Raw genomic sequence first — 19,654 nt, forward strand, 5'->3', positions numbered from 1 at the left:
TAGCTAATGACAGCGCAATTTGAACACGTATCCGTATTAATGGATGAGACCATCGATGCCCTTGCAATTAAGCCAGACGGTATATACATGGATGGTACATTTGGACGTGGTGGCCACTCTGGGCAAATTTTAGCACGCCTTGGTGATGAAGGTCGCCTGCAAGCAATTGACCAAGATCCACAAGCAATACAATCAGCTGAAAAATTTGCTGATGACCCACGTTTTGCAATTGCACATACTCGCTTTTCAAACCTATACGAAGTAGCACAGCAAAACGATCTAATTGGTAAAGTCGATGGCATTTTATTAGACATTGGTGTTTCGTCACCACAATTAGATGACGCTGAGCGTGGCTTTAGTTTTATGAAAGACGGCCCACTCGATATGCGTATGGACCCTACAACAGGTCGCAGTGCAGCACAGTGGTTAGCAGAGGCTGAGTTGGATGATATTACCCACGTAATTAAAAAATTGGGCGAAGAAAAGTTTGGTAAACGCATTGCACACAAAGTACTTGAAGTTCGTGAGCACACGCCAATCACAACTACCAAGCAGCTTGCTGACCTTGTTGATGAAGCTGTACCGGTAAAAGATAAGTTTAAACACCCAGCTACCCGTACTTTTCAGGCTATTCGTATTTACATTAATAGTGAGCTTGAAGAGATTCAAACTGCGCTACAGTCTGCAGTTAAAGTGCTAAAGCCAGGCGGACGTTTAGTAGTGATTTCGTTTCATTCTTTAGAAGACCGTATTGTAAAACAGTTTATTAGAAAACAGAGTAAGGGAGAAGCATTACCCAGAGGTTTGCCTTTAACTGATGCACAAATAAATAAAAATCTGACGTTAAAAGCAGTGGGTAAAGCTATTAAGCCAAGTGCTGCAGAAGTAGAGCGTAATCCACGTTCTCGTAGTTCTGTACTTAGGATTGCACAGAGGTTGGGATGAGTAAAAAAGCGAGCTATCGGCAACCTAATTTATTCTTTGAAATATTAAAAGGCCTAGGAGCTAATAAGCTAACCTCGGCCTTGTTGGTTGTGATATTCGCTTCTAGTTTAGCTGTTGTGCAAACAACCCACTTAGCTCGTGGCCAACTTATACAGCAAGATCAATTATTACAAGAACGCGATGAGCTCGATTTAGAGTGGCGCTACTTACTTGTTGAAGAAGAATTTTATTCGCAACATGCACGCATTGAAGAAGTAGCTACATCACAATTGAAAATGAAAAGACCTACGAGTCAAGATGAGCAGGTAATAATAGTACAATGAGAAATAGAGGCAAAAAACCAGTCACTAATTTAATCACATGGCGCTTTATGCTGGTGTGTGCAGTTGTGTTTATGGTGTTTGTAACACTCGTATCTCGCGCTGCTTATTTACAAGTAATAGAACCTGATAAAGCACGTTCAGAAAGTGACAAACGTACCGTGCGCGTTGAAAAACTACATGTGCAACGCGGGATGATTTTTGACCGTAATGGTAAAGAGTTAGCGGTAAGTGTGCCTGTTGTAAGTGTATATGCTGATCCTAAAGCATTGCACAAATCGCTTGTCTCTAAAGTAATTAAACAAGCACGTAAAAGCGGCGAAGATCATTTATCTTTAGCTGAAAATACCACTGAGCTTGATAAGCGTACTGCACTTTATTATAAAAACGATTTACGCTGGCGTGAGCTTGCAGATGTATTGCGCATTGATCCCAAGAAGATTAACTCTCGACTTTTAAACGATCCCTCGCGTCGCTTTGTTTATTTAAAGCGCCAAGTTACTCCTGCTGTAGCAAATTATATTGGCGATTTACGCCTACCAGGTATTCATTTACTAGATGAATCTAAACGCTATTACCCCGCCGGTGAGGTTACCGCGCATGTTATTGGTTTTACTAATATAGACGGTAAAGGCATTGAAGGCATTGAAAAGCTATACGAAAACGCTTTAACGGGCGAGGAAGGCCGCCGCACTATACGTAAAGACGCACAAGGGCGTGAAGTAGAAGTGCTTGACGAGCGTGAGCGCGTAGAGCCAGAAAGTATAGAACTAAGTATTGACCAGCGAATTCAAGCTATTGCCTACAAAGCTGTAAAATCAGCTGTACTGACTTACAAAGCCACATCGGGCTCAGCTATGGTAGTTGATGTTAAAACCGGTGAAGTGCTGGCAATGGTAAATAGTCCTTCATTTAATCCAAATAACTTAAGCGATGCTGCACCTCATAAGCGTCGTAATCGCGCAATTACAGATTTGTTTGAACCAGGCTCAACTGTTAAGCCTCTAGCCATTTTAGCTGGGCTAGACTACGGCGCCATTCAGGCAGATGACACGATTGATACCTACCCAGGTTGGATGCGTTTAGGTGGTAGTTTAGTTAGAGATACTCGTAATCACGGCGAACTAACATTGCGCGAAATACTAAAGTACTCCTCAAATATGGGGGTTGCGAAGGTTACTCAGTTAGTGCCTAAAGATTACCTTGTTGGCTTATATCAAAAAGTAGGCTTTGGCAGTGACACCGGTACTGGAATGGTAGGTGAAAGCAGCGGTTTGTTTTATCCAAATCGTCGTTGGTCTGACTTTGAAATTGCCACTTTATCATTTGGTTATGCAATTTCGGTAAGTACTGCGCAAATGGCGCGCTTTTATACCATGTTAGGCGCTGGTGGAGTTAATCGACCACTGACTATTTTAAAGCAAGATAATATACCTGAAGGCGAACGTATTTTTAAACAAAAAGACGTAGAAGCCGTAGTCCACATGATGGAAAGTGTATTTGAAAAAGACGGTACTGCTCGCAACATAAAAGTTGATGGGTATCGTGCTGCCGGTAAAACAGGTACATCTAAAAAAGCCGTAGCAGGTGGTTATGGTGATGAATATGTAGGTTACTTTGCAGGTGTAGCACCGGCAAGTAATCCTCGTTTAGCCGTGGTAGTTATGATTAATGAACCAGGTGGTGATGTGTACTATGGAGGTGCCACCGCTGGCCCTGCATTTGCAGAAATCATCTCTAACGCATTAAGAATATTAAACGTAGCGCCTGACAAGGAAGAGGTTGCGTACGTACAAGGTAAAGATAACGATGCGTGATTTAAAGGATATTTTAAAATACATCGAAATAGATGCGCCCTCGCAACTGGTAAAGCATTTACGCCTTGATAGCCGTGAAGTAACGCCAGGTGATGTATTTGTTGCTATTAAAGGCCATACACTTGATGGCGGACAATTTATTAATAAAGCAATTGAAAATGGCGCAATAGCTATCATTGCTGACAGATTATGTGAATTTGAAAGCAGTTTTGAGCCACTGTATTTAGTCTCAGAGCTTGATAAAAAGCTTCCAGAATTAGCTAGTCGCTTTTATAGCCAACCAAGTCAGACTCTTGATTTAATTGGTGTAACAGGTACAAATGGTAAATCGACTACCACAGCAATGATTGCCCACTTAGCACAATTTTGTAGTACTGATTCGGCTATTATAGGCACTTTAGGTTATGGCCATCCTGATAACTTAATTCCACTGATAAACACTACGCCTTCAACAGTTGATTTACAGCATATTTTGAGCGATTTAAATTCGCAGCATAAAAAGCTGATAGCCATGGAAGTATCATCTCATGGGTTAGTGCAACAACGCGTTGCTAAATGTCAGTTTAAAGCGGCTGTGTTTACTAATCTTTCGCGCGATCACTTAGATTACCATGGTGATATGGCAAGTTACGGTGATGCGAAATTAATGCTTTTCCGTGACTTTGAGCCGCAAGTTGTAGTGCTCAATCAAGATGACTTTCAAGCTGAGCAATGGCTTGAAAAGTATGATTTTAATAACCTAATTTGTTATGGCCGCAAAAACTTAGCTCCTAAGAATGCCCGATACGTTTATTTTTCTGATGTTGAATATTCAAGTGAAGGTATTTCGGCGCAGTTGTCGACAAGTTGGGGTGATATTTCAATTAAATCGCCTCTGTTTGGCGAATTCAACTTATATAACTTAACGGCAGCGCTCGCTACATTACTAGGGCTAGGTTATCCGCTTGAACAACTAGTTGCTGGTTGTGCGCAGTTACAGCCAGTCGCTGGTCGAATGCAAGCTTTTAGTCAAGCTGGCATGCCAACGTGTGTTGTTGATTACGCCCATACACCCGATGCACTTGCACTTGCATTACAAGCATTGCAGTTGCATGTGCCAGGTGGTGTAAGTTGTGTATTTGGTTGCGGTGGCGACAGAGACAAAGGTAAGCGCGCATTAATGGCGCAAGCTGCAGAGCAAAACGCTAATAAAGTGATTATTACCAGCGATAACCCTCGAACAGAAAATCCTGATGACATTATTGCAGATGTAGCAGGCGGTCTAACCCATCCTCAAAATGCACATTTAGAGGCTGATAGAGCAACTGCAATTCGTTTTGCTATAGAAAATGCTACAGCTGATGATGTTATTTTGATTGCAGGTAAAGGCCACGAAGATTATCAAATTATAGGCGATAAGCGCATCGACTTTTGCGATCGCCGCTATGTACAAGAACAACTAAAAAAAGCAGTAAGAGGGATAACACAATGATCCCAATGGATTTTGATTGGTTAGCTAATGTGCTAACAACTGATTATCAAGGTGATAATCAACACGTGCTAAATATAAATACTGATACTCGCACAGTGTGCGATGGCGAAGTGTTTTTAGCACTTAAAGGGCCAAATTTTGATGGCCATAAATTTATAGCTGAGGCTAAACAAAAAGGCGCTATAGGCGTTATTGTTCAGCACAAAGTTGATGTAGATATTCCACAATTTATAGTAAGCGATACACGTATTGCACTAGGTACAATTGGCACCGCTGTTATGGCCCAAGTGGCGCCTAAAACAATTGCAATTACAGGGAGTGTAGGCAAAACCACCGTAAAAGAAATGTGTGCAGCAATTTTGTCGGTTCACGGTGATGTATTAGCTACTAAAGGTAATTTTAACAACGATATTGGCGTCCCTCTTACGTTATTGCGCTTAGAGCCTCAACATCGTTTTGCTGTTATTGAGCTAGGTGCAAATCACTTAGGTGAAATTGCTTACACAACGGCAATGACAAAACCAGATGTGGCCGTTGTATGTAATGTTGCAGCAGCTCACTTGGAAGGTTTTGGTAGCTTAATGGGCGTTGCAAAAGCTAAAGGTGAGATTTTTGATGGCCTAAAAGATGACGGCGTTGCCATTGTTAATTGCGATAGTGAATTTAGCCAGTATTGGTTAGATAAACTTGAAGGGCGTAATGTTAAGCGCTTTTCTACAACCGAAAAACTCGATATTTGGGCAGAGAACATCACGCTTGATGCCAATGCACGTGCAAGCTTTACGCTTTGCACTAAAAACAAGCAAGTGCCTGTTACTTTGGCACTACCTGGTAAGCATAATATTAGTAATGCACTTATCGCTGCGGCGCTGACCAGTGAATTTGATGTAACCCTTGAAGAAATAGCCAATGCACTTGCCACAATGGGTGATGTAAAAGGGCGCGTTAATTTAATTGAAGTGTCTGATTTACTTACCGTGGTTGATGACACCTATAATGCCAATGTTAAGTCGGTAAAGGCTGCGATTGACTTGTTAAGTGATATGCAAGGTCACCGCATTTTAGCACTCGGAGATATGGGTGAGCTTGGTGAAGATGCACGTAAGTACCATCAAGAAGTTGGCGAGTATGCACTTGAACAAGGGATTGATGAGTTATTTACATTAGGCGTGTTAAGTAAATACGCAAGTGATGTGTTTGAACTCCCTAATCGTCACTTTTCGAGCCGCGAACAGATGCAGCAAAAAATTCAAGAAAGTATTAATAAAGTGAATAAAAAAACAACAATAGTAGTGAAAGGATCGCGCAGTTCTCGCATGGAATTATTAGTAACCGATTTAGTTAATGGCCAGCAACAAGCCATCAATGGAGTATCATAATGTTAGTTTGGCTGGCAGAGTATTTAACACAGTATTTTAGTGGTTTTCATGTTTTTTCGTATTTAACGCTACGTGCCATTTTAGGTATTTTAACTGCGCTAATTATGTCTCTTTATTTAGGGCCTAAGTTAATTCGTGGTTTGCAACGTATGCAAATAGGTCAAACAGTTCGCGACGATGGTCCGCAATCGCATTTGTCTAAGTCGGGTACACCGACAATGGGTGGCTTACTTATTTTAGCGGCTATTTTTACAAGCACGCTACTTTGGGCCGATTTATCAAATAAATATGTGTGGGCAACACTGTTTGTAATTGGCTCATTAGGTATTGTTGGCTTTGTTGATGATTACCGTAAAGTTATTCGTAAAGACCCAAAAGGTTTAATTGCTAAGTGGAAGTACTTTTGGCAATCGGTCATTGCATTAGTCGTAGCTACTGCTTTGTACTTTACCAGTGCACAAGCATCTGAGACATCACTTGTTGTTCCATTTTTTAAAGACGTATTACCGCAATTAGGTTTGTTTTATATTGTGCTTACGTACTTTGCGATAGTAGGTACATCAAACGCAGTAAACCTGACCGATGGTTTAGATGGCTTGGCGATTGTGCCAATTATTTTGGTGGCTGCAGCATTGGCAATTATTGCTTACTTAACAGGTAATATTAACTTTTCGGCTTACTTACATATTCCACATTTACCGCTAGCGAGTGAGCTTGTAGTTGTGTGTACTGCCATTGTGGGCGCAGGGCTTGGCTTTTTATGGTTTAACACTTACCCAGCACAAGTATTTATGGGTGATGTTGGCTCATTAGCACTTGGTGGCGCATTAGGTATTATTGCTGTTTTAGTACGCCAAGAGTTACTACTTATTATTATGGGCGGTGTATTTGTAATGGAAGCACTATCGGTAATATTACAAGTGGGGTCGTATAAATTGCGCGGACAACGCATTTTTAGAATGGCGCCGATTCATCATCATTATGAATTAAAAGGTTGGCCAGAGCCTCGCGTTATTGTGCGCTTTTGGATTATTTCTGTTGTGCTAGTGCTTGCTGGCTTAGCTACTTTAAAGATTCGATAAATGCAGTATTTAAACGAGATAAAAAACAAACAAATAACAGTGCTCGGACTCGGTGTAACCGGTCTGGGCATTGTGCGTTTTCTATTATCTCATGGCCTCGCCCCCAAGGTCGTTGATAGCCGAGCAACCCCGCCGGGGATTGATTGGTTAAAAGAGCATGCGCCAAATCTAGATACCCACTTTGGTAATTTAGATGACGCTGAGCTTTGTTCAAGCAATATGATTATTATAAGCCCTGGGCTTAGCTTAAAAATACCAGCTGTTGCAAATGCAATTAACGCAGGTGTTGAAGTGATTGGCGACGTTGAGTTATTTGCTCGTATTAATACAAAACCAGTTGTTGCTGTTACGGGCTCTAACGGTAAATCAACCGTGGTTACGCTCGCTTATGAAGTATTAAAAGAAGCCGGCTATAAAGTTGCTTTGGGTGGGAATATTGGCACAGCGGTACTTGATTTACTCAACGATGATTTTGATGTGTATGTACTTGAGTTATCTAGTTTTCAGTTAGATACCACAACGAGTTTAAAACCTGTGAGTGCAACGGTATTAAATGTGTCAGAAGATCACCTTGACCGATACGACAGTTACCAAGCTTATATAGACTCAAAGCTAAGTATTTATGGCGGTGCAGAGCTTATTGTTGTCAATGCAGACGATATTCAAACACATCCAGTTGAGCGCGGTACAACCCCCCTAATCAGCTTTGGTGCTCAACAAGGTGATTACCATTTAGCGCAGCATAATGGCGAAACTCATTTTATGCTTAAAGGCGATGCCTTTTTACCTGTTGATACGCTTGCGGTAGTGGGTAAACACAATTATTTAAATACGCTTGCAGTAATGGCGCTTTTAAGTCCGTTTGAAGTAAGTAAAGATCAATATAAGAACGCGTTAGGTCAATTTAATGGGTTGGCTCATCGCTGCCAATTTGTAGCTGAGCTTAACGGTGTAAAGTATTTTAACGATTCAAAGGCAACGAATGTTGGAGCGACCATTGCTGCAATAGATAGTTTGGCTAGTAATGGTGAAAACCTGATTGTTATTGCAGGTGGCGATGCTAAAGGCGCTGATTTAAACGCACTTAAACCCTACATAGAACAGCATGTAAAAGCATTAATTTGTTTTGGTAAAGATGCAAGTGACTTAGCTGCGATTACCAATAAGAGCTATTTAACTAACAACATGGAAGAAGCCGTTGCTTTGGCCAACGTACTTAGTAGTACAGGCAATATTGTTTTGTTAGCACCTGCATGTGCCAGCATTGATATGTATAACAACTATATGCAACGTGGTGATGACTTTATTCAATGTGTTATGGCAGGGCAACTATGATTGCTTTTGCCGATATAAGAGATGCATTAACACCAAAACCTTCAGGTCAGTTGTATGATGTACCGCTGTTGTACTGCGTAATTATGTTAATTGGTGTTGGTTTTATCATGGTAACTAGCGCTTCAATGCCGACCGCTGAGCGGTTATTTGATGACCCATACCATATTACTATTCGCCACAGCATGTTTTTGGCAATGTCTTTTGTGCTTTTTTGGATAAGTGTTTGTGTGCCAATGGATTGGTGGAAACGATCCAACCCTTATTTATTAATACTAGGTATGGTGCTGTTAATAGCGGTATTAATTGTTGGGCGTGAAGTGAATGGTGCTAAACGATGGATACCTATTGGTCCTGTTGGTTTTCAGGTTGCTGAGGCCGCTAAATTATACTTTTTTAGTTATATTGCGGGTTATTTGGTAAGAAAACGCGAAGAAGTACAAGAAAATATTAAAGGCTTTGCAAAGCCAATAGCTGTATTTGCAGTGTATGCGCTACTTATTTTGCTGCAACCTGATTTAGGCACAGTGGTTGTTATGTTTGTAACAACGGTTGGTTTACTGTTTTTAGCTGGCGCTAAATTATGGCAGTTCTTTGTACTTATTCTAACTGGCGTCGGTTTAGTTGTATTACTGATTATTGTTGAACCATATCGAATGGCGCGTGTTGTCGGCTTTTTGGACCCTTGGGATGATCCTTTTGGTAAAGGTTATCAGTTAGTTCAATCGCTAATGGCTTATAGCCAAGGTGGTTGGTTTGGCCAAGGCTTAGGTAACAGTGTACAAAAACTGCAATATTTACCTGAAGCGCATAACGATTTTATTTTTGCTGTAATAGGTGAAGAACTTGGTTTAATAGGCGTTGTAAGTATTTTAATGGTATTAGCTACTTTAGTATTTAGAGCGTTATTAATAGGCCAACAAGCGCTTAAATGTGGCAAAGAATACGAAGGCTATTTTTCGTTTGCCATTGGTATTTGGTTTGCATTTCAAACCATGGTGAATGTGGGTGCGAGCGCGGGTATTTTGCCAACTAAGGGTTTAACCCTGCCATTTATTTCTTATGGTGGTTCAAGCTTGTTAATTATGACCATTGCCACAGGCATTTTATTGCGCGTAGATTTTGAAACCAAAATGGCAACCAAACAAGCCACCTCACGTGGAGGCAAGCGATGAGTAAAAAATTAGTAGTAGTGGCTGGTGGAACTGGCGGACACATTTTTCCTGGTATTGCAGTGGCTGATTATTTAAAACAGCAGGGCTGGCAAGTTAGCTGGATTGGCACACCAGATCGAATGGAAGCAAGCGTTGTACCTAAGCATAATATAGATATTGATTTTATTAATGTAAAAGGTGTTCGTGGTAACGGATTAAAACGTCTTATTAAAGCCCCATTCATGGTAGTTAATGCAGTATTGCAAGCGCGTAAGGTATTGAAAGAACAGCGTCCTGATGTAGTACTCGCAATGGGCGGTTATGTTACGGGACCCACGGGAATTGCCGCAAAGAGTTTAGGTATTCCGTTAGTTATTCACGAGCAAAACGCTGTAGCGGGTATGAGCAATAAACTGCTAGCTAAGGTGGCTACACGTGTATTAGCAGCATTTCCAAGTGCTTTTGCACAGGGTCAAGCCGAGCTAGTAGGTAACCCAGTTCGCCAAAGCGTTATGAATATAGCCAAACGCGATGTATCAAGCCCTATTAATATTTTAGTAGTGGGCGGCTCGCTTGGTGCACAAGTGCTTAATCAAACATTACCAGAAGCATTTAAAGTACTAAATAACACAGCTCCTATAAGCGTATGGCATCAAACAGGTAAAGGTCATTTATCTACTGTAGAAACAGCTTATAAAATGCATGGCTTTGCGGATGGTAGTACAAAAATAGCTGAATTTATTGATGATATGGACGCGGCGTATAGCTGGGCTGATATTGTTGTTTGCCGCGCTGGTGCATTAACTGTTAGCGAAATTGCAGCAGCAGGTAAAATGGCTGTTTTTGTTCCTTTTCCACATGCCGTGGATGACCATCAAACAGCAAACGCACAATATTTAGTGATGGCTAATGGCGCATTATTAATGCCACAAGGGCAGTTTAATAAACAATCAATTGTTGAACTATTAAGCCCATATTTAGCCCAACCTTCATTAATTACTGAAATGGCTACAAATGCAAAAAAACAAGCCATTTTAGATGCCACAGCAAGCGTAGCAACGCACTGTGAGCAAGTAACAAATAAGAGAAAATAAGTGAAAGAAACGTCAGTACAAGAAAAACACACGCGCCCAGCAATGCGCCGAATAGAAACCATTCACTTTATTGGTATTGGTGGAGCCGGTATGGGCGGTATTGCTGAAGTACTCGCTTTTGAAGGCTACCGTATTACAGGTTCTGACATTGCTCATAGCGCTATGACAGATCGCTTAATTAAAGCCGGTGCTGAGGTATTTATTGGCCATCATGAAAATAACGTGAAAGATGCCAATGTAGTGGTTGTTTCAAGCGCGATTGATGAAACAAATCCTGAAATTATTGCAGCTAAAGCCGCAAGAATCCCTGTTGTGCGCCGCGCAGAAATGCTCGCAGAACTAATGCGTTTTCGCCACGGTATAGCGATTGCGGGAACGCATGGTAAAACAACGACAACAAGCCTAATTGCAAGTATTTATGGACAAGCAGGGCTAGATCCAACTTTTATTATTGGTGGCTTGTTAAATAGCGCAGGTAGTAACGCAAAAGTAGGTAAAAGTGATTTTTTAATAGCAGAAGCTGATGAAAGCGATGCGTCGTTTTTACACTTACAGCCAATGGTATCGGTGATCACAAATATTGAAGAAGATCACATGGATACTTATGGCGGCAGTCTTGAAAAAATGAAAGACACGTATGTCGATTTCATTCATAACTTGCCGTTTTATGGTTTAGCCGTTGTATGTATTGACTCTGAAGTTGCAGCAGAGCTTATTCCGCGTTTTGGTCGCCCAGTTATCACGTATGGTGAATCGAAGGATGCTGATTACCGTATGAGCGACTTTAGCCAATCAGCTAATACATGTACATTTACAGTAACTAACAAGCAAGGTGAGTGTTTAACTGCCACGTTGAATATGCCAGGTAGACACAACGCACTTAATGCAACCGCTGCGATTGCTGTGGCAAAAGATCAAAATATTGCGAATCATGCAATTTTAGAAGCGCTGCAGAAGTTTGAAGGTATTGGTCGTCGTTTTCAGCACTATGGTGAATTTGAAAACGAGCGTGGCAATGTGATGTTAGTTGATGATTACGGGCATCACCCTTCAGAAGTTGCAGCAACAATTGCAGCAGTACGTGAAGGTTGGCCTGATAAGCGTTTAGTAATGGTTTATCAACCTCATAGGTTTTCTCGTACACGCGACTTATACGAAGATTTTGTAAAAGTACTTGCTGATGTAGATCAGTTGCTATTACTTGATGTGTATAGCGCTGGTGAAGATCCTATTGTGGGGGCAGACAGCAAAAGCTTATGTCGTAGCCTTCGCCAACGTGGCAAAGAGCCGCTGCACGTAGCAACAAATGCTGAGCTTGCAGGTGTTTTGGCCGCAAATTTACAAAACAATGATTTAGTATTAACCCAAGGCGCTGGTAATATAGGTCAGTTAGTTAAAACATTAGCTGCAACGGGTATGTCGATAGAAAAACTTAAGCAAGGTGAAGTATGACTCAGGTAAACACACAATTTGGTAAAGTAGCGGTACTGCTAGGTGGTAACTCAGCAGAGCGTGAAGTGTCTTTACGATCGGGTCAGGCTGTTTTAAATGCGCTGCAAAATAGTGGTATTGATGCAATTGCATTTGACCCACAAAGTCGTTCTTTGTGGGAGTTAAAAGAATTAAATGTAGATCGCGTTTTTATCGCTTTGCATGGCCGTGGTGGCGAAGACGGCACAGTGCAGGGAGCACTTGAATTTATGAACTTGCCTTACACGGGCAGTAATGTACTAGGTTCAGCACTTGCTATGGATAAAGTACGTTGTAAGCACTTATTTAAATCAGCGGGTTTAAGCACTGCACCTTATACCGTAGTTGATGCTAAAAAAGGCTTTGATGCTGCAGCCATTATGGATGAATTTAAAAAGGTCATGGTTAAGCCATCGCATGAAGGTTCAAGCATAGGTATGGCGCAAGCAAGTACAACACAAGAGCTTGAAGATGCACTAGCTAATGCATTTAAGTTTGATAACCAAGTACTTGTAGAGCAGTGGATCACTGGTCGTGAATTTACAATCACGGTGCTTGGCGACGATGTACAACCAGTCATTGAGATGACGACACCTAATGGCTTTTACGATTACCAAGCTAAGTATCAATCAAATACAACCCAGTATCATTGCCCTGCAGATTTATCAGAGCCAGATACTAAGTACTTACAAGCCATATCGCTAGATGCGTTTGATTTAGTGGGTGCAAGTGGTTGGGGTCGTGTTGATGCTATGCAAGACGAGCAAGGGAATTTTTACCTGCTTGAAGTAAATACAGTACCAGGCATGACTGAAAAGTCACTAGTACCGATGGCTGCAAAAGCGAACGGGGCAACTTTTGAACAATTAGTTGTTCGCATTTTAGAGCAAACGCTTTAATATGCATCCCCTTTTAGAAAAAGCTCAACAACTAAAACAGCAACTTAACTTTAATTGGTCGCTGATTTTTGGAGTGAGTTTTTTTCTGATTGTGGTTATAGGCTTAGTACAAATAACCACAGGTGTATCTGATTGGTTAGTTGAAAATAAAGATGCTCAAATTAAGCACCTTACAGTGCAAGGGCATCCCAAATACACAGATGAAACGGCAATTATAAAAGCAATTAAAAAAGCCGATTTAAGTAGTTTTTTTGAACTTGATGTTAAGCACGTGCAGCAGCTAGTTCAAGACTTGCCTTGGGTTGCTACCGCTTCGGTACGTAAACAATGGCCTGATACTATACAGGTGTATGTAGTTGAACATGAAGTAGTTGCTCACTGGAATAGCGACTTGTTGCTCAACCAAAGTGGACAAGCATTTCAAGCCAGCAGCGATAAGTTAGATGATAACTTACCGCAGTTATATGGCCCAGAAGGTAGCGAAGAAGAGGCGTGGGTTGCTTTTAAGCAATTTGATGAAATGCTCAGAGTTAATGGTTTAACATTAACAAGTTTGGCATTATCGGAGCGTTTTTCGTGGCAACTTTGGTTAGATAACGGAATTCGCTTAAATTTAGGGCGTAAAGATAAAGCCAAGCGTGTACAACGTTTTATAGACGTTTATCCACGAATGGAACAACGTGCAGATGCACAAGTAGATACAATCGATTTACGGTATGATACCGGCCTTGCAGTAAGCTTTAAGCCAATGCAAGAAGAACAATTACAAAATAAGAGTAAGGCATGACTAAGTCAGCAGAAAGAAACCTAGTAATAGGATTAGACGTTGGCACCTCGAAAGTGGTTGCCACGGTAGGTGAAATCACCGCAGATAACAAGCTCAGCATTGTTGGTGTGGGCAGCCAAGTATCTCATGGTATGGATAAAGGCGGCGTTAACGATTTAAACTTAGTGTCTGAGTCTATTCGACGAGCAATAGACGAGGCCGAGTTAATGGCTGATTGTCGTATAAGCTCTGTGTATTTGGGTATTTCTGGCAAACATATACAGTGTCAAAACGAAAGTGGTGTGGTGGCAATTAATAACACCGAAGTCACTGACGAAGACATTGAAAACGTAATACATATTGCGCGTTCTGTGCCTATTTCAGCAGAGCGTAAAATGCTACATGCATTGCCGCAAGAATACAGCATCGATATGCAAGAGGGCATTAAAAACCCACTAGGCATGAGCGGCGTTCGTATGGAAGCGCGTGCACATATCATTACGTGCTCAAACGACATGGCAAAAAATATCGAAAAATGTGTAGAACGCTGTGGTCTTGAAGTCGATCAACTTATCTTTACTGCCCTTGCGTCTTGCTATTCTGTACTAACAGATGACGAAAAAGAGCTAGGTGTTGCAGTACTTGATATTGGTGGCGGTACTATGGATATCACCATTTATATTAATGGCGCACTTCGTCACTCTGCCGTTATACCTGTAGCGGGTAACCAAGTTACTGGTGATATTGCAAAAATATTTCGCACACCTATATCACATGCAGAGTCACTCAAAGTACAATACGCATGTGCTAGTAGCCAAATGGCAAGTAGCGAAGACACAATTGAAGTACCAAGTGTAGGCGGGCGACCAGCAAGGTTGATGTCGCGCCATACATTATCTGAGGTGGTAGAGCCTCGTTTTAGAGAATTATTTGAGCTTGCGATGGAAGAAATTCGTCGTTCAGGCTTAGAAGACCAAATTGCGGCAGGTCTCGTTATAACAGGCGGAACTGCTAAAATGACTGGCGCTATGGAAGTGGCAGAAGACATCTTCCAAATGCCAGTAAGAATAGGCAAACCAATCGGGATGGTTGGTTTGACAGACTATGTAGATGATCCTTCGTACGCAACCGCTGTTGGTTTGTTACAATACGGGCGTACCATGCAATCGATGAATGCACAAAAGTCGAAAGCAGAGGATAACAATAATTGGTGGAACCGCATTACTAAATGGTTCCAAGGCGAGTTTTAAGACTCAAGTCGGAGAGTAAACATGTTTGATATAATGGAACAACACAGCGAAGAAGCTGTAATAAAAGTAATCGGCGTGGGCGGTGGTGGCGGTAACGCTGTTGAGCACATGGTAAAACAACAAATAGAAGGCGTGCGTTTTATAGCCGCTAATACGGATGCGCAAGCATTACGTAACTCTGCTGCCGATATTACAGTTCAACTAGGCACGCAAATAACCTCTGGGTTAGGTGCGGGCGCAAACCCTGAAGTAGGCCGTAAGTCGGCTGAAGAAGATGCAGATACAATTCGTGCCAGCCTTGAAGGCGCCGATATGGTATTTATTGCAGCCGGTATGGGCGGTGGTACAGGTACTGGTGCTGCACCGGTAGTTGCTAAAATTGCTAAAGAACTCGGTATTTTAACCGTTGCAGTTGTAACACGTCCTTTTGATTTTGAAGGTAAAAAACGTGCAGCAGCCGCTGAACAAGGCATTAATGAATTGTCAGAAATTGTAGATTCACTTATTACAATTCCTAACAATAAATTGCTTAAAGTTTTAGGGAAAGGGACTACACTTCTAGATGCCTTCGCTAAAGCTAATGACGTATTATTTGGTGCGGTACAAGGTATAGCAGAGCTAATTACACGTTCTGGTTTAATTAACGTGGATTTCGCCGATGTTAGAACAGTAATGTCTGCAATGGGTACTGCAATGATGGGAACGGCGTCTGCGTCAGGTCCTGATCGTGCACAAGAAGCTGCAGAAGCAGCTATCTCAAGCCCACTACTAGAAGACGTTGATTTAACAGGTGCTAAAGGTATCTTAGTTAATATTACCGCTGGTATGGACATTGCGATTGAAGAATTTGAAATTGTTGGTAATCACGTTAAAGCACTTGCGTCAGAAAACGCAACGGTTGTTGTTGGTGCGGTAATCGATCCAGAAATGACTGATGAGCTACGTGTAACGGTTGTTGCAACTGGTTTAGGCGGCGATCGTCGTCCACAGTTTGGTATTGTTGATAACGGCTTTAAAAAAGCATCAGGTTCTGATGTTGCAAGCACATCAAACCAAACGAGCAGCATGTACGTACCAAGTTTTGCAAGCCAAGATACAAACGCTGAAGAAAATACGACTAAAGAGCAAGCGCAAAGCAAAGAAAAAGCGCCTTCAACGAGTTCAAGTTCTTCAGCGCAAAATAGTAAAAAAGCAGATAAATCAGAAGGTGGTGATTATTTTGATATTCCCGCTTTTTTACGTAAGCAGGCAGATTAACATTTAATAATACTTTTGTTTGAAATATGTACAAATATTGAAAGGCAAAAGGATTTATGTTAAAATCCGCCGTCTAACTGTAACTGATTTAAAAGTGAGCATACCTATGATTAAACAGCGTACGATTGCACAAGTAGTCAAAGCCATAGGAATTGGACTTCATAAAGGTGAGAAGGTCACAATAACTCTCCGACCTGCGAGCGCAAATACTGGGATTGTATTTCGTCGTGTCGACCTTGATCCGGTTGTTGATTTTGAAACAACACCTGAAGCCGTTGGTGATACGCAGTTGTGTACCTGTTTAATTAACAAAGATGGTGTTCGCTTATCAACTACTGAGCATCTTATTGCAGCTGTTGCTGCAATGGGCATTGATAATCTAATTGTAGAATTAGACAGCTCAGAAGTGCCGATTATGGATGGTAGTGCATTACCATTCATATATCTGTTACAAAAGGGCGGAATTGAAGAACAAAATGTTGCTAAACGCTTTATCCGTATTAAAGAAAAAGTACGCATTGAAGAAGATGGTAAGTGGGCTGAAGTTGAACCATATGATGGTTTTCATATCGACTTTGAGATTGCATTTAACCACCCAGCTATCAATGAAAGTCGCCAACGTATTGGGTTGGATATAACAACGCAAAGCTTTATTGAAGAAATTAGCCGTGCGCGTACTTTTGGATTTATGAAAGATATTGAATACATGCATGCGAACAACCTAGCGCTAGGTGGTAGCATGGATAGTGCTGTGGTACTTGATGAATTCAAAGTTTTAAATCCTAATGGCTTACGTTATAGCGATGAGTTTGTTAAGCACAAGATATTAGACTGTGTTGGTGACATGTTTATGACAGGCCATAATCTTTTAGGTAAAGTAACAGCATTTAAATCGGGTCATGATTTAAATAATAAATTACTACGTAAAATTATGGCTACAGAGTCAGCATGGGAGTGGGCAACATTTGAAACGCCTGTGACGATGCCTGCACCCGGTCTTGAGTTAGCTCCAGCCTAAAAGCAGTAAAAGAACAGCTCGCAAACAGTTATAAAAAATGACGCTAATTAGCGTCATTTTTTTTGCGTAAAATTTACTCTATTATAACTCTAAAAGATCTTGTAACTGATTTAAATGAGTTACTGTATAGGTTGGTTTTATTCCATCGGCTAATTGCTCACCAGGGTGTTGTAACCAGCAAGTATCAATACCTGCATTGTTGCCGCCAAGTATGTCGCTTGCAGCAGTATCACCCACCATAAGTATCTCGCTTTTATCAGGGTTACCCATTAGCTCAAATGTGTGCTCAAAAATCGCTTTATTTGGTTTTGCTATACCCACAAGTTCAGATATTACTAACCATTCAAACATATCTTTTAAGCCAGTATACTCAAGGCGTACGGTTTGTAAGCGGGCAAATCCGTTAGTAATAATACCTAATCGAGCATTTGGCTTAAGTTTATTTAAAAGCTCAATAGCTCCAGGTAATGGCTCGCAAATTTGCGCCATAGCATCTAAAAAAGCATCGTTTAGCTCTTTTGCGGGCACATTAAGTTTTGAAGCCCACTCATTAAAGCGTGTTACTTGTAAGTAATCTGCGCTAATAGTGCCATTTTGATAATCAACCCACAGCTGCTTATTGGTTTTTTGATAATGAACATAATCGTCTTGGCTAAAATCTACGTTGTAAGCTTTAAACATGCGAGTCATGCCCGCTAAAATATCAAACCTAAATAAGGTTTCGTCTGCATCAAACAATACATAGTTGTATTTCATTAAACTTCCTAAATTAATTTTTTTGGCTGTAGAGATCTACGTGTAGAAAGGGCGCCATAGCTAAAGTGAGTGCTTGTGTATAGGTGCTTTCGCGCGTGGCATGATTGTTTGTAAGTAACCCAATAGCGCCCCCTTTTTGTTTAACGTTGGTGGTATTAAATGCTTTGTCCATTACATCGCCAAGCTCTTCGCCATTAAGTAATGCGTTATAAAGCACTTGAGGCAAGGGGAGGTTGCTGCTGCGCCCTACAACCTGATTTAAGGCATTATCAATAACTACGTAAGCAAAGGTTGCTGCACCATAGCTAAATTGCTCTGCACCGCCTTCCATTGCCACGTAGTAGTGAGCTTGGTAATGCTCTTTGCAATAATTAACACGGTTTTGTGCGCCAACACGTGTTTCTTCTTCGCCAATAGGTTGATCTGGCACATTGGATGGAGCATCAACACCTTGGCAATCAATTTCATGTTCAGGGAAATACATTGCAAAAATATGTTTAGCAGCGTTAATTTTTACAGGGTTTTTAGAACCCACAATAATTTTTAATGAGTACAACACAATGTCCCTTATTGTTACTAAAATCAGCAGTGTACGTGAGAGAGCTCAATCTTAGAAGAAGAGTTAAATAGGTATATCCAAAGGTGCTAAGTTTTCCAGTGCACGCTTTTTCAAAATAATATCTTTAATAAGTGGAGTAAGAACCAGCTCCATAGCTAAGCCCATTTTGCCCCCTGGTACTACAAGCGTATTAATACGAGACATAAAACTGCCTTCGATCATCCGTAAATAATAAGGAAAATCAACATCATCAATACCCCTAAAGCGAATAACTACAAAGCTTTCATCAAGAGATGGAATATCTTTGGCGCTAAATGGGTTTGATGTATCAACGGTCGGCACGCGTTGAAAATTAATATGGGTACGAGAAAACTGCGGGGTAATATGATTTATATAGTCATCCATACTGCGCACAATAGAGCCCATAACCGCTTCGCGAGAATGGCCTCGTTCGGATGTATCGCGTATTAATTTTTGAATCCATTCAAGGTTAATAATTGGAACCATGCCTATTAATAAATCGACATGCTTTGCAACGTCTACATCTTGATCAACTACACCACCGTGTAACCCTTCATAAAACAAAATGTCAGTATTATGGTCAAGATCTTGCCAAGGTGTAAATGTACCTGGTAATTGATTGTACGGAACGGCTTCATCAAAGGTATGTAAGTAGCGGCGTAACTTTCCTTGACCTGTTTCGCTATAGTTTTCAAACAGCGTTTTTAAAGCGCCAAAGTCATTGGCCTCTCTGCCAAAGTAACTAATATGTTTACCTTCTTGTTGTGCTTCTCGAACTTTTTTATCCATTTCGGGGCGAGTGTAACGATGAAAGCTATCTCCTTCGACAAAAGCCGCTTGAATATTAAGGCTACGGAAAATATGTTTAATTGCATTCGTTGTGGTGGTTGTACCCGCACCAGATGAACCCGTAATCGCAATAATAGGATTTTTAGCTGACATGTTAATTCTCTTTTTTAGGACCAGGTTTTATAACCAGACTAAACTTAACATTATTTTAAGTCGTTTGGGTATCTTAAGAGTTGACTGACTTAGCTCAAGTGACGCCATCAGCAAATAACGTT

18 protein-coding genes are annotated in these 19,654 nt (G+C 41.1%); 15 read left to right on the forward strand and 3 right to left on the reverse strand.

From position 1 onward, the window contains the following. Positions 1-6 precede the first annotated feature (6 nt). The 15 genes from rsmH to lpxC all read left to right on the forward strand — a co-directional run bounded on the left by rsmH (position 7) and on the right by lpxC (position 17,254). On the forward strand, positions 7-945 hold the full coding sequence (gene rsmH / locus H5157_RS00575; RefSeq protein ID WP_024606338.1) for a 16S rRNA (cytosine(1402)-N(4))-methyltransferase RsmH: 939 nt from the start codon (positions 7-9) through the stop codon (positions 943-945). Then, positions 942-1,268 carry a cell division protein FtsL gene (gene ftsL / locus H5157_RS00580; RefSeq protein ID WP_002957986.1) on the forward strand — a complete coding sequence of 109 codons (327 nt, stop codon included), beginning with the start codon at positions 942-944 and terminating at the stop codon, positions 1,266-1,268. The genes rsmH and ftsL overlap by 4 nt, the downstream gene beginning before the upstream one ends. After that, a complete protein-coding gene (locus H5157_RS00585; protein ID WP_182723916.1) occupies positions 1,265-3,082 on the forward strand; it encodes a penicillin-binding transpeptidase domain-containing protein in 1,818 nt (605 codons plus the stop codon). Before ftsL ends, H5157_RS00585 begins: the two co-directional genes overlap by 4 nt. Continuing rightward, positions 3,075-4,553 (forward strand): UDP-N-acetylmuramoyl-L-alanyl-D-glutamate--2,6-diaminopimelate ligase, encoded by a 1,479-nt coding sequence (murE, locus tag H5157_RS00590; protein ID WP_182723917.1) that lies wholly within the window; start codon positions 3,075-3,077, stop codon positions 4,551-4,553. Before H5157_RS00585 ends, murE begins: the two co-directional genes overlap by 8 nt. Next, positions 4,550-5,932: a UDP-N-acetylmuramoyl-tripeptide--D-alanyl-D-alanine ligase gene (murF, locus tag H5157_RS00595; protein WP_165743106.1), complete on the forward strand. Its 1,383-nt coding sequence runs from the start codon at positions 4,550-4,552 to the stop codon at positions 5,930-5,932. The genes murE and murF overlap by 4 nt, the downstream gene beginning before the upstream one ends. After that, positions 5,932-7,014 (forward strand): phospho-N-acetylmuramoyl-pentapeptide-transferase, encoded by a 1,083-nt coding sequence (gene mraY, locus H5157_RS00600; RefSeq protein WP_002957990.1) that lies wholly within the window; start codon positions 5,932-5,934, stop codon positions 7,012-7,014. The genes murF and mraY overlap by 1 nt, the downstream gene beginning before the upstream one ends. Further along, on the forward strand, positions 7,015-8,349 hold the full coding sequence (gene murD / locus H5157_RS00605) for a UDP-N-acetylmuramoyl-L-alanine--D-glutamate ligase (protein ID WP_154903863.1): 1,335 nt from the start codon (positions 7,015-7,017) through the stop codon (positions 8,347-8,349). Then, the gene (ftsW, locus tag H5157_RS00610; protein WP_024606332.1) at positions 8,346-9,521 is read left to right on the forward strand and encodes a cell division protein FtsW; all 1,176 of its coding nucleotides are present in this window, start codon (positions 8,346-8,348) and stop codon (positions 9,519-9,521) included. The genes murD and ftsW overlap by 4 nt, the downstream gene beginning before the upstream one ends. Beyond that, on the forward strand, positions 9,518-10,594 hold the full coding sequence (murG, locus tag H5157_RS00615) for an undecaprenyldiphospho-muramoylpentapeptide beta-N-acetylglucosaminyltransferase (RefSeq protein ID WP_182723918.1): 1,077 nt from the start codon (positions 9,518-9,520) through the stop codon (positions 10,592-10,594). Before ftsW ends, murG begins: the two co-directional genes overlap by 4 nt. Further along, positions 10,595-12,046 (forward strand): UDP-N-acetylmuramate--L-alanine ligase, encoded by a 1,452-nt coding sequence (murC, locus tag H5157_RS00620; RefSeq protein ID WP_039485322.1) that lies wholly within the window; start codon positions 10,595-10,597, stop codon positions 12,044-12,046. Further along, positions 12,043-12,963 carry a D-alanine--D-alanine ligase gene (locus H5157_RS00625; protein ID WP_182723919.1) on the forward strand — a complete coding sequence of 307 codons (921 nt, stop codon included), beginning with the start codon at positions 12,043-12,045 and terminating at the stop codon, positions 12,961-12,963. Before murC ends, H5157_RS00625 begins: the two co-directional genes overlap by 4 nt. A 1-nt stretch (position 12,964) precedes the next feature. Then, positions 12,965-13,750, forward strand: a complete 786-nt coding sequence (locus H5157_RS00630) for a cell division protein FtsQ/DivIB (RefSeq protein ID WP_182723920.1) — start codon at positions 12,965-12,967, stop codon at positions 13,748-13,750. After that, on the forward strand, positions 13,747-14,979 hold the full coding sequence (ftsA, locus tag H5157_RS00635; RefSeq protein ID WP_007582937.1) for a cell division protein FtsA: 1,233 nt from the start codon (positions 13,747-13,749) through the stop codon (positions 14,977-14,979). The genes H5157_RS00630 and ftsA overlap by 4 nt, the downstream gene beginning before the upstream one ends. Positions 14,980-15,000: 21 nt before the next feature. Continuing rightward, on the forward strand, positions 15,001-16,236 hold the full coding sequence (gene ftsZ, locus H5157_RS00640; RefSeq protein WP_154903867.1) for a cell division protein FtsZ: 1,236 nt from the start codon (positions 15,001-15,003) through the stop codon (positions 16,234-16,236). Positions 16,237-16,342: 106 nt separating this feature from the next. After that, positions 16,343-17,254, forward strand: coding sequence for a UDP-3-O-acyl-N-acetylglucosamine deacetylase (gene lpxC / locus H5157_RS00645; protein ID WP_002957999.1), 912 nt, complete (start codon positions 16,343-16,345; stop codon positions 17,252-17,254). Positions 17,255-17,335: 81 nt separating this feature from the next. On the opposite strand, the gene yjjG is transcribed toward lpxC, so the two are convergent. The 3 genes from yjjG to H5157_RS00660 form a co-directional block, all read right to left on the reverse strand. Beyond that, entirely contained in the window at positions 17,336-18,010 is a 675-nt protein-coding gene (gene yjjG / locus H5157_RS00650) for a pyrimidine 5'-nucleotidase (protein WP_182723921.1), read from the reverse strand. A 13-nt stretch (positions 18,011-18,023) separates the two neighbouring features. Then, complete coding sequence (yjjX, locus tag H5157_RS00655; RefSeq protein ID WP_182723922.1) at positions 18,024-18,569, reverse strand: inosine/xanthosine triphosphatase; 546 nt, start codon at positions 18,567-18,569, stop codon at positions 18,024-18,026. Between the two features lie 63 nt (positions 18,570-18,632). Next, the gene (locus H5157_RS00660; protein WP_002958002.1) at positions 18,633-19,532 is read right to left on the reverse strand and encodes a phosphoribulokinase; all 900 of its coding nucleotides are present in this window, start codon (positions 19,530-19,532) and stop codon (positions 18,633-18,635) included. Positions 19,533-19,654: the final 122 nt, after the last annotated feature.

The sequence above is a fragment of the Pseudoalteromonas sp. SG43-3 genome (assembly GCF_014164385.1).
In the GTDB taxonomy this organism is placed as follows: domain Bacteria; phylum Pseudomonadota; class Gammaproteobacteria; order Enterobacterales; family Alteromonadaceae; genus Pseudoalteromonas; species Pseudoalteromonas distincta.

What these genes read in the sequence shown, in the direction of transcription:
- rsmH (WP_024606338.1), top strand. Translation starts at nt 7, where the DNA reads ATGACAGCGCAATTTGAACACGTATCCGTATTAATGGATGAGACCATC.
- ftsL (WP_002957986.1), top strand. Translation starts at nt 942, where the DNA reads ATGAGTAAAAAAGCGAGCTATCGGCAACCTAATTTATTCTTTGAAATA.
- H5157_RS00585 (WP_182723916.1), top strand. Translation starts at nt 1,265, where the DNA reads ATGAGAAATAGAGGCAAAAAACCAGTCACTAATTTAATCACATGGCGC.
- murE (WP_182723917.1), top strand. Translation starts at nt 3,075, where the DNA reads ATGCGTGATTTAAAGGATATTTTAAAATACATCGAAATAGATGCGCCC.
- murF (WP_165743106.1), top strand. Translation starts at nt 4,550, where the DNA reads ATGATCCCAATGGATTTTGATTGGTTAGCTAATGTGCTAACAACTGAT.
- mraY (WP_002957990.1), top strand. Translation starts at nt 5,932, where the DNA reads ATGTTAGTTTGGCTGGCAGAGTATTTAACACAGTATTTTAGTGGTTTT.
- murD (WP_154903863.1), top strand. Translation starts at nt 7,015, where the DNA reads ATGCAGTATTTAAACGAGATAAAAAACAAACAAATAACAGTGCTCGGA.
- ftsW (WP_024606332.1), top strand. Translation starts at nt 8,346, where the DNA reads ATGATTGCTTTTGCCGATATAAGAGATGCATTAACACCAAAACCTTCA.
- murG (WP_182723918.1), top strand. Translation starts at nt 9,518, where the DNA reads ATGAGTAAAAAATTAGTAGTAGTGGCTGGTGGAACTGGCGGACACATT.
- H5157_RS00625 (WP_182723919.1), top strand. Translation starts at nt 12,043, where the DNA reads ATGACTCAGGTAAACACACAATTTGGTAAAGTAGCGGTACTGCTAGGT.
- H5157_RS00630 (WP_182723920.1), top strand. Translation starts at nt 12,965, where the DNA reads ATGCATCCCCTTTTAGAAAAAGCTCAACAACTAAAACAGCAACTTAAC.
- ftsA (WP_007582937.1), top strand. Translation starts at nt 13,747, where the DNA reads ATGACTAAGTCAGCAGAAAGAAACCTAGTAATAGGATTAGACGTTGGC.
- ftsZ (WP_154903867.1), top strand. Translation starts at nt 15,001, where the DNA reads ATGTTTGATATAATGGAACAACACAGCGAAGAAGCTGTAATAAAAGTA.
- lpxC (WP_002957999.1), top strand. Translation starts at nt 16,343, where the DNA reads ATGATTAAACAGCGTACGATTGCACAAGTAGTCAAAGCCATAGGAATT.
- yjjG (WP_182723921.1), bottom strand. Translation starts at nt 18,010, where the DNA reads ATGAAATACAACTATGTATTGTTTGATGCAGACGAAACCTTATTTAGG.
- H5157_RS00660 (WP_002958002.1), bottom strand. Translation starts at nt 19,532, where the DNA reads ATGTCAGCTAAAAATCCTATTATTGCGATTACGGGTTCATCTGGTGCG.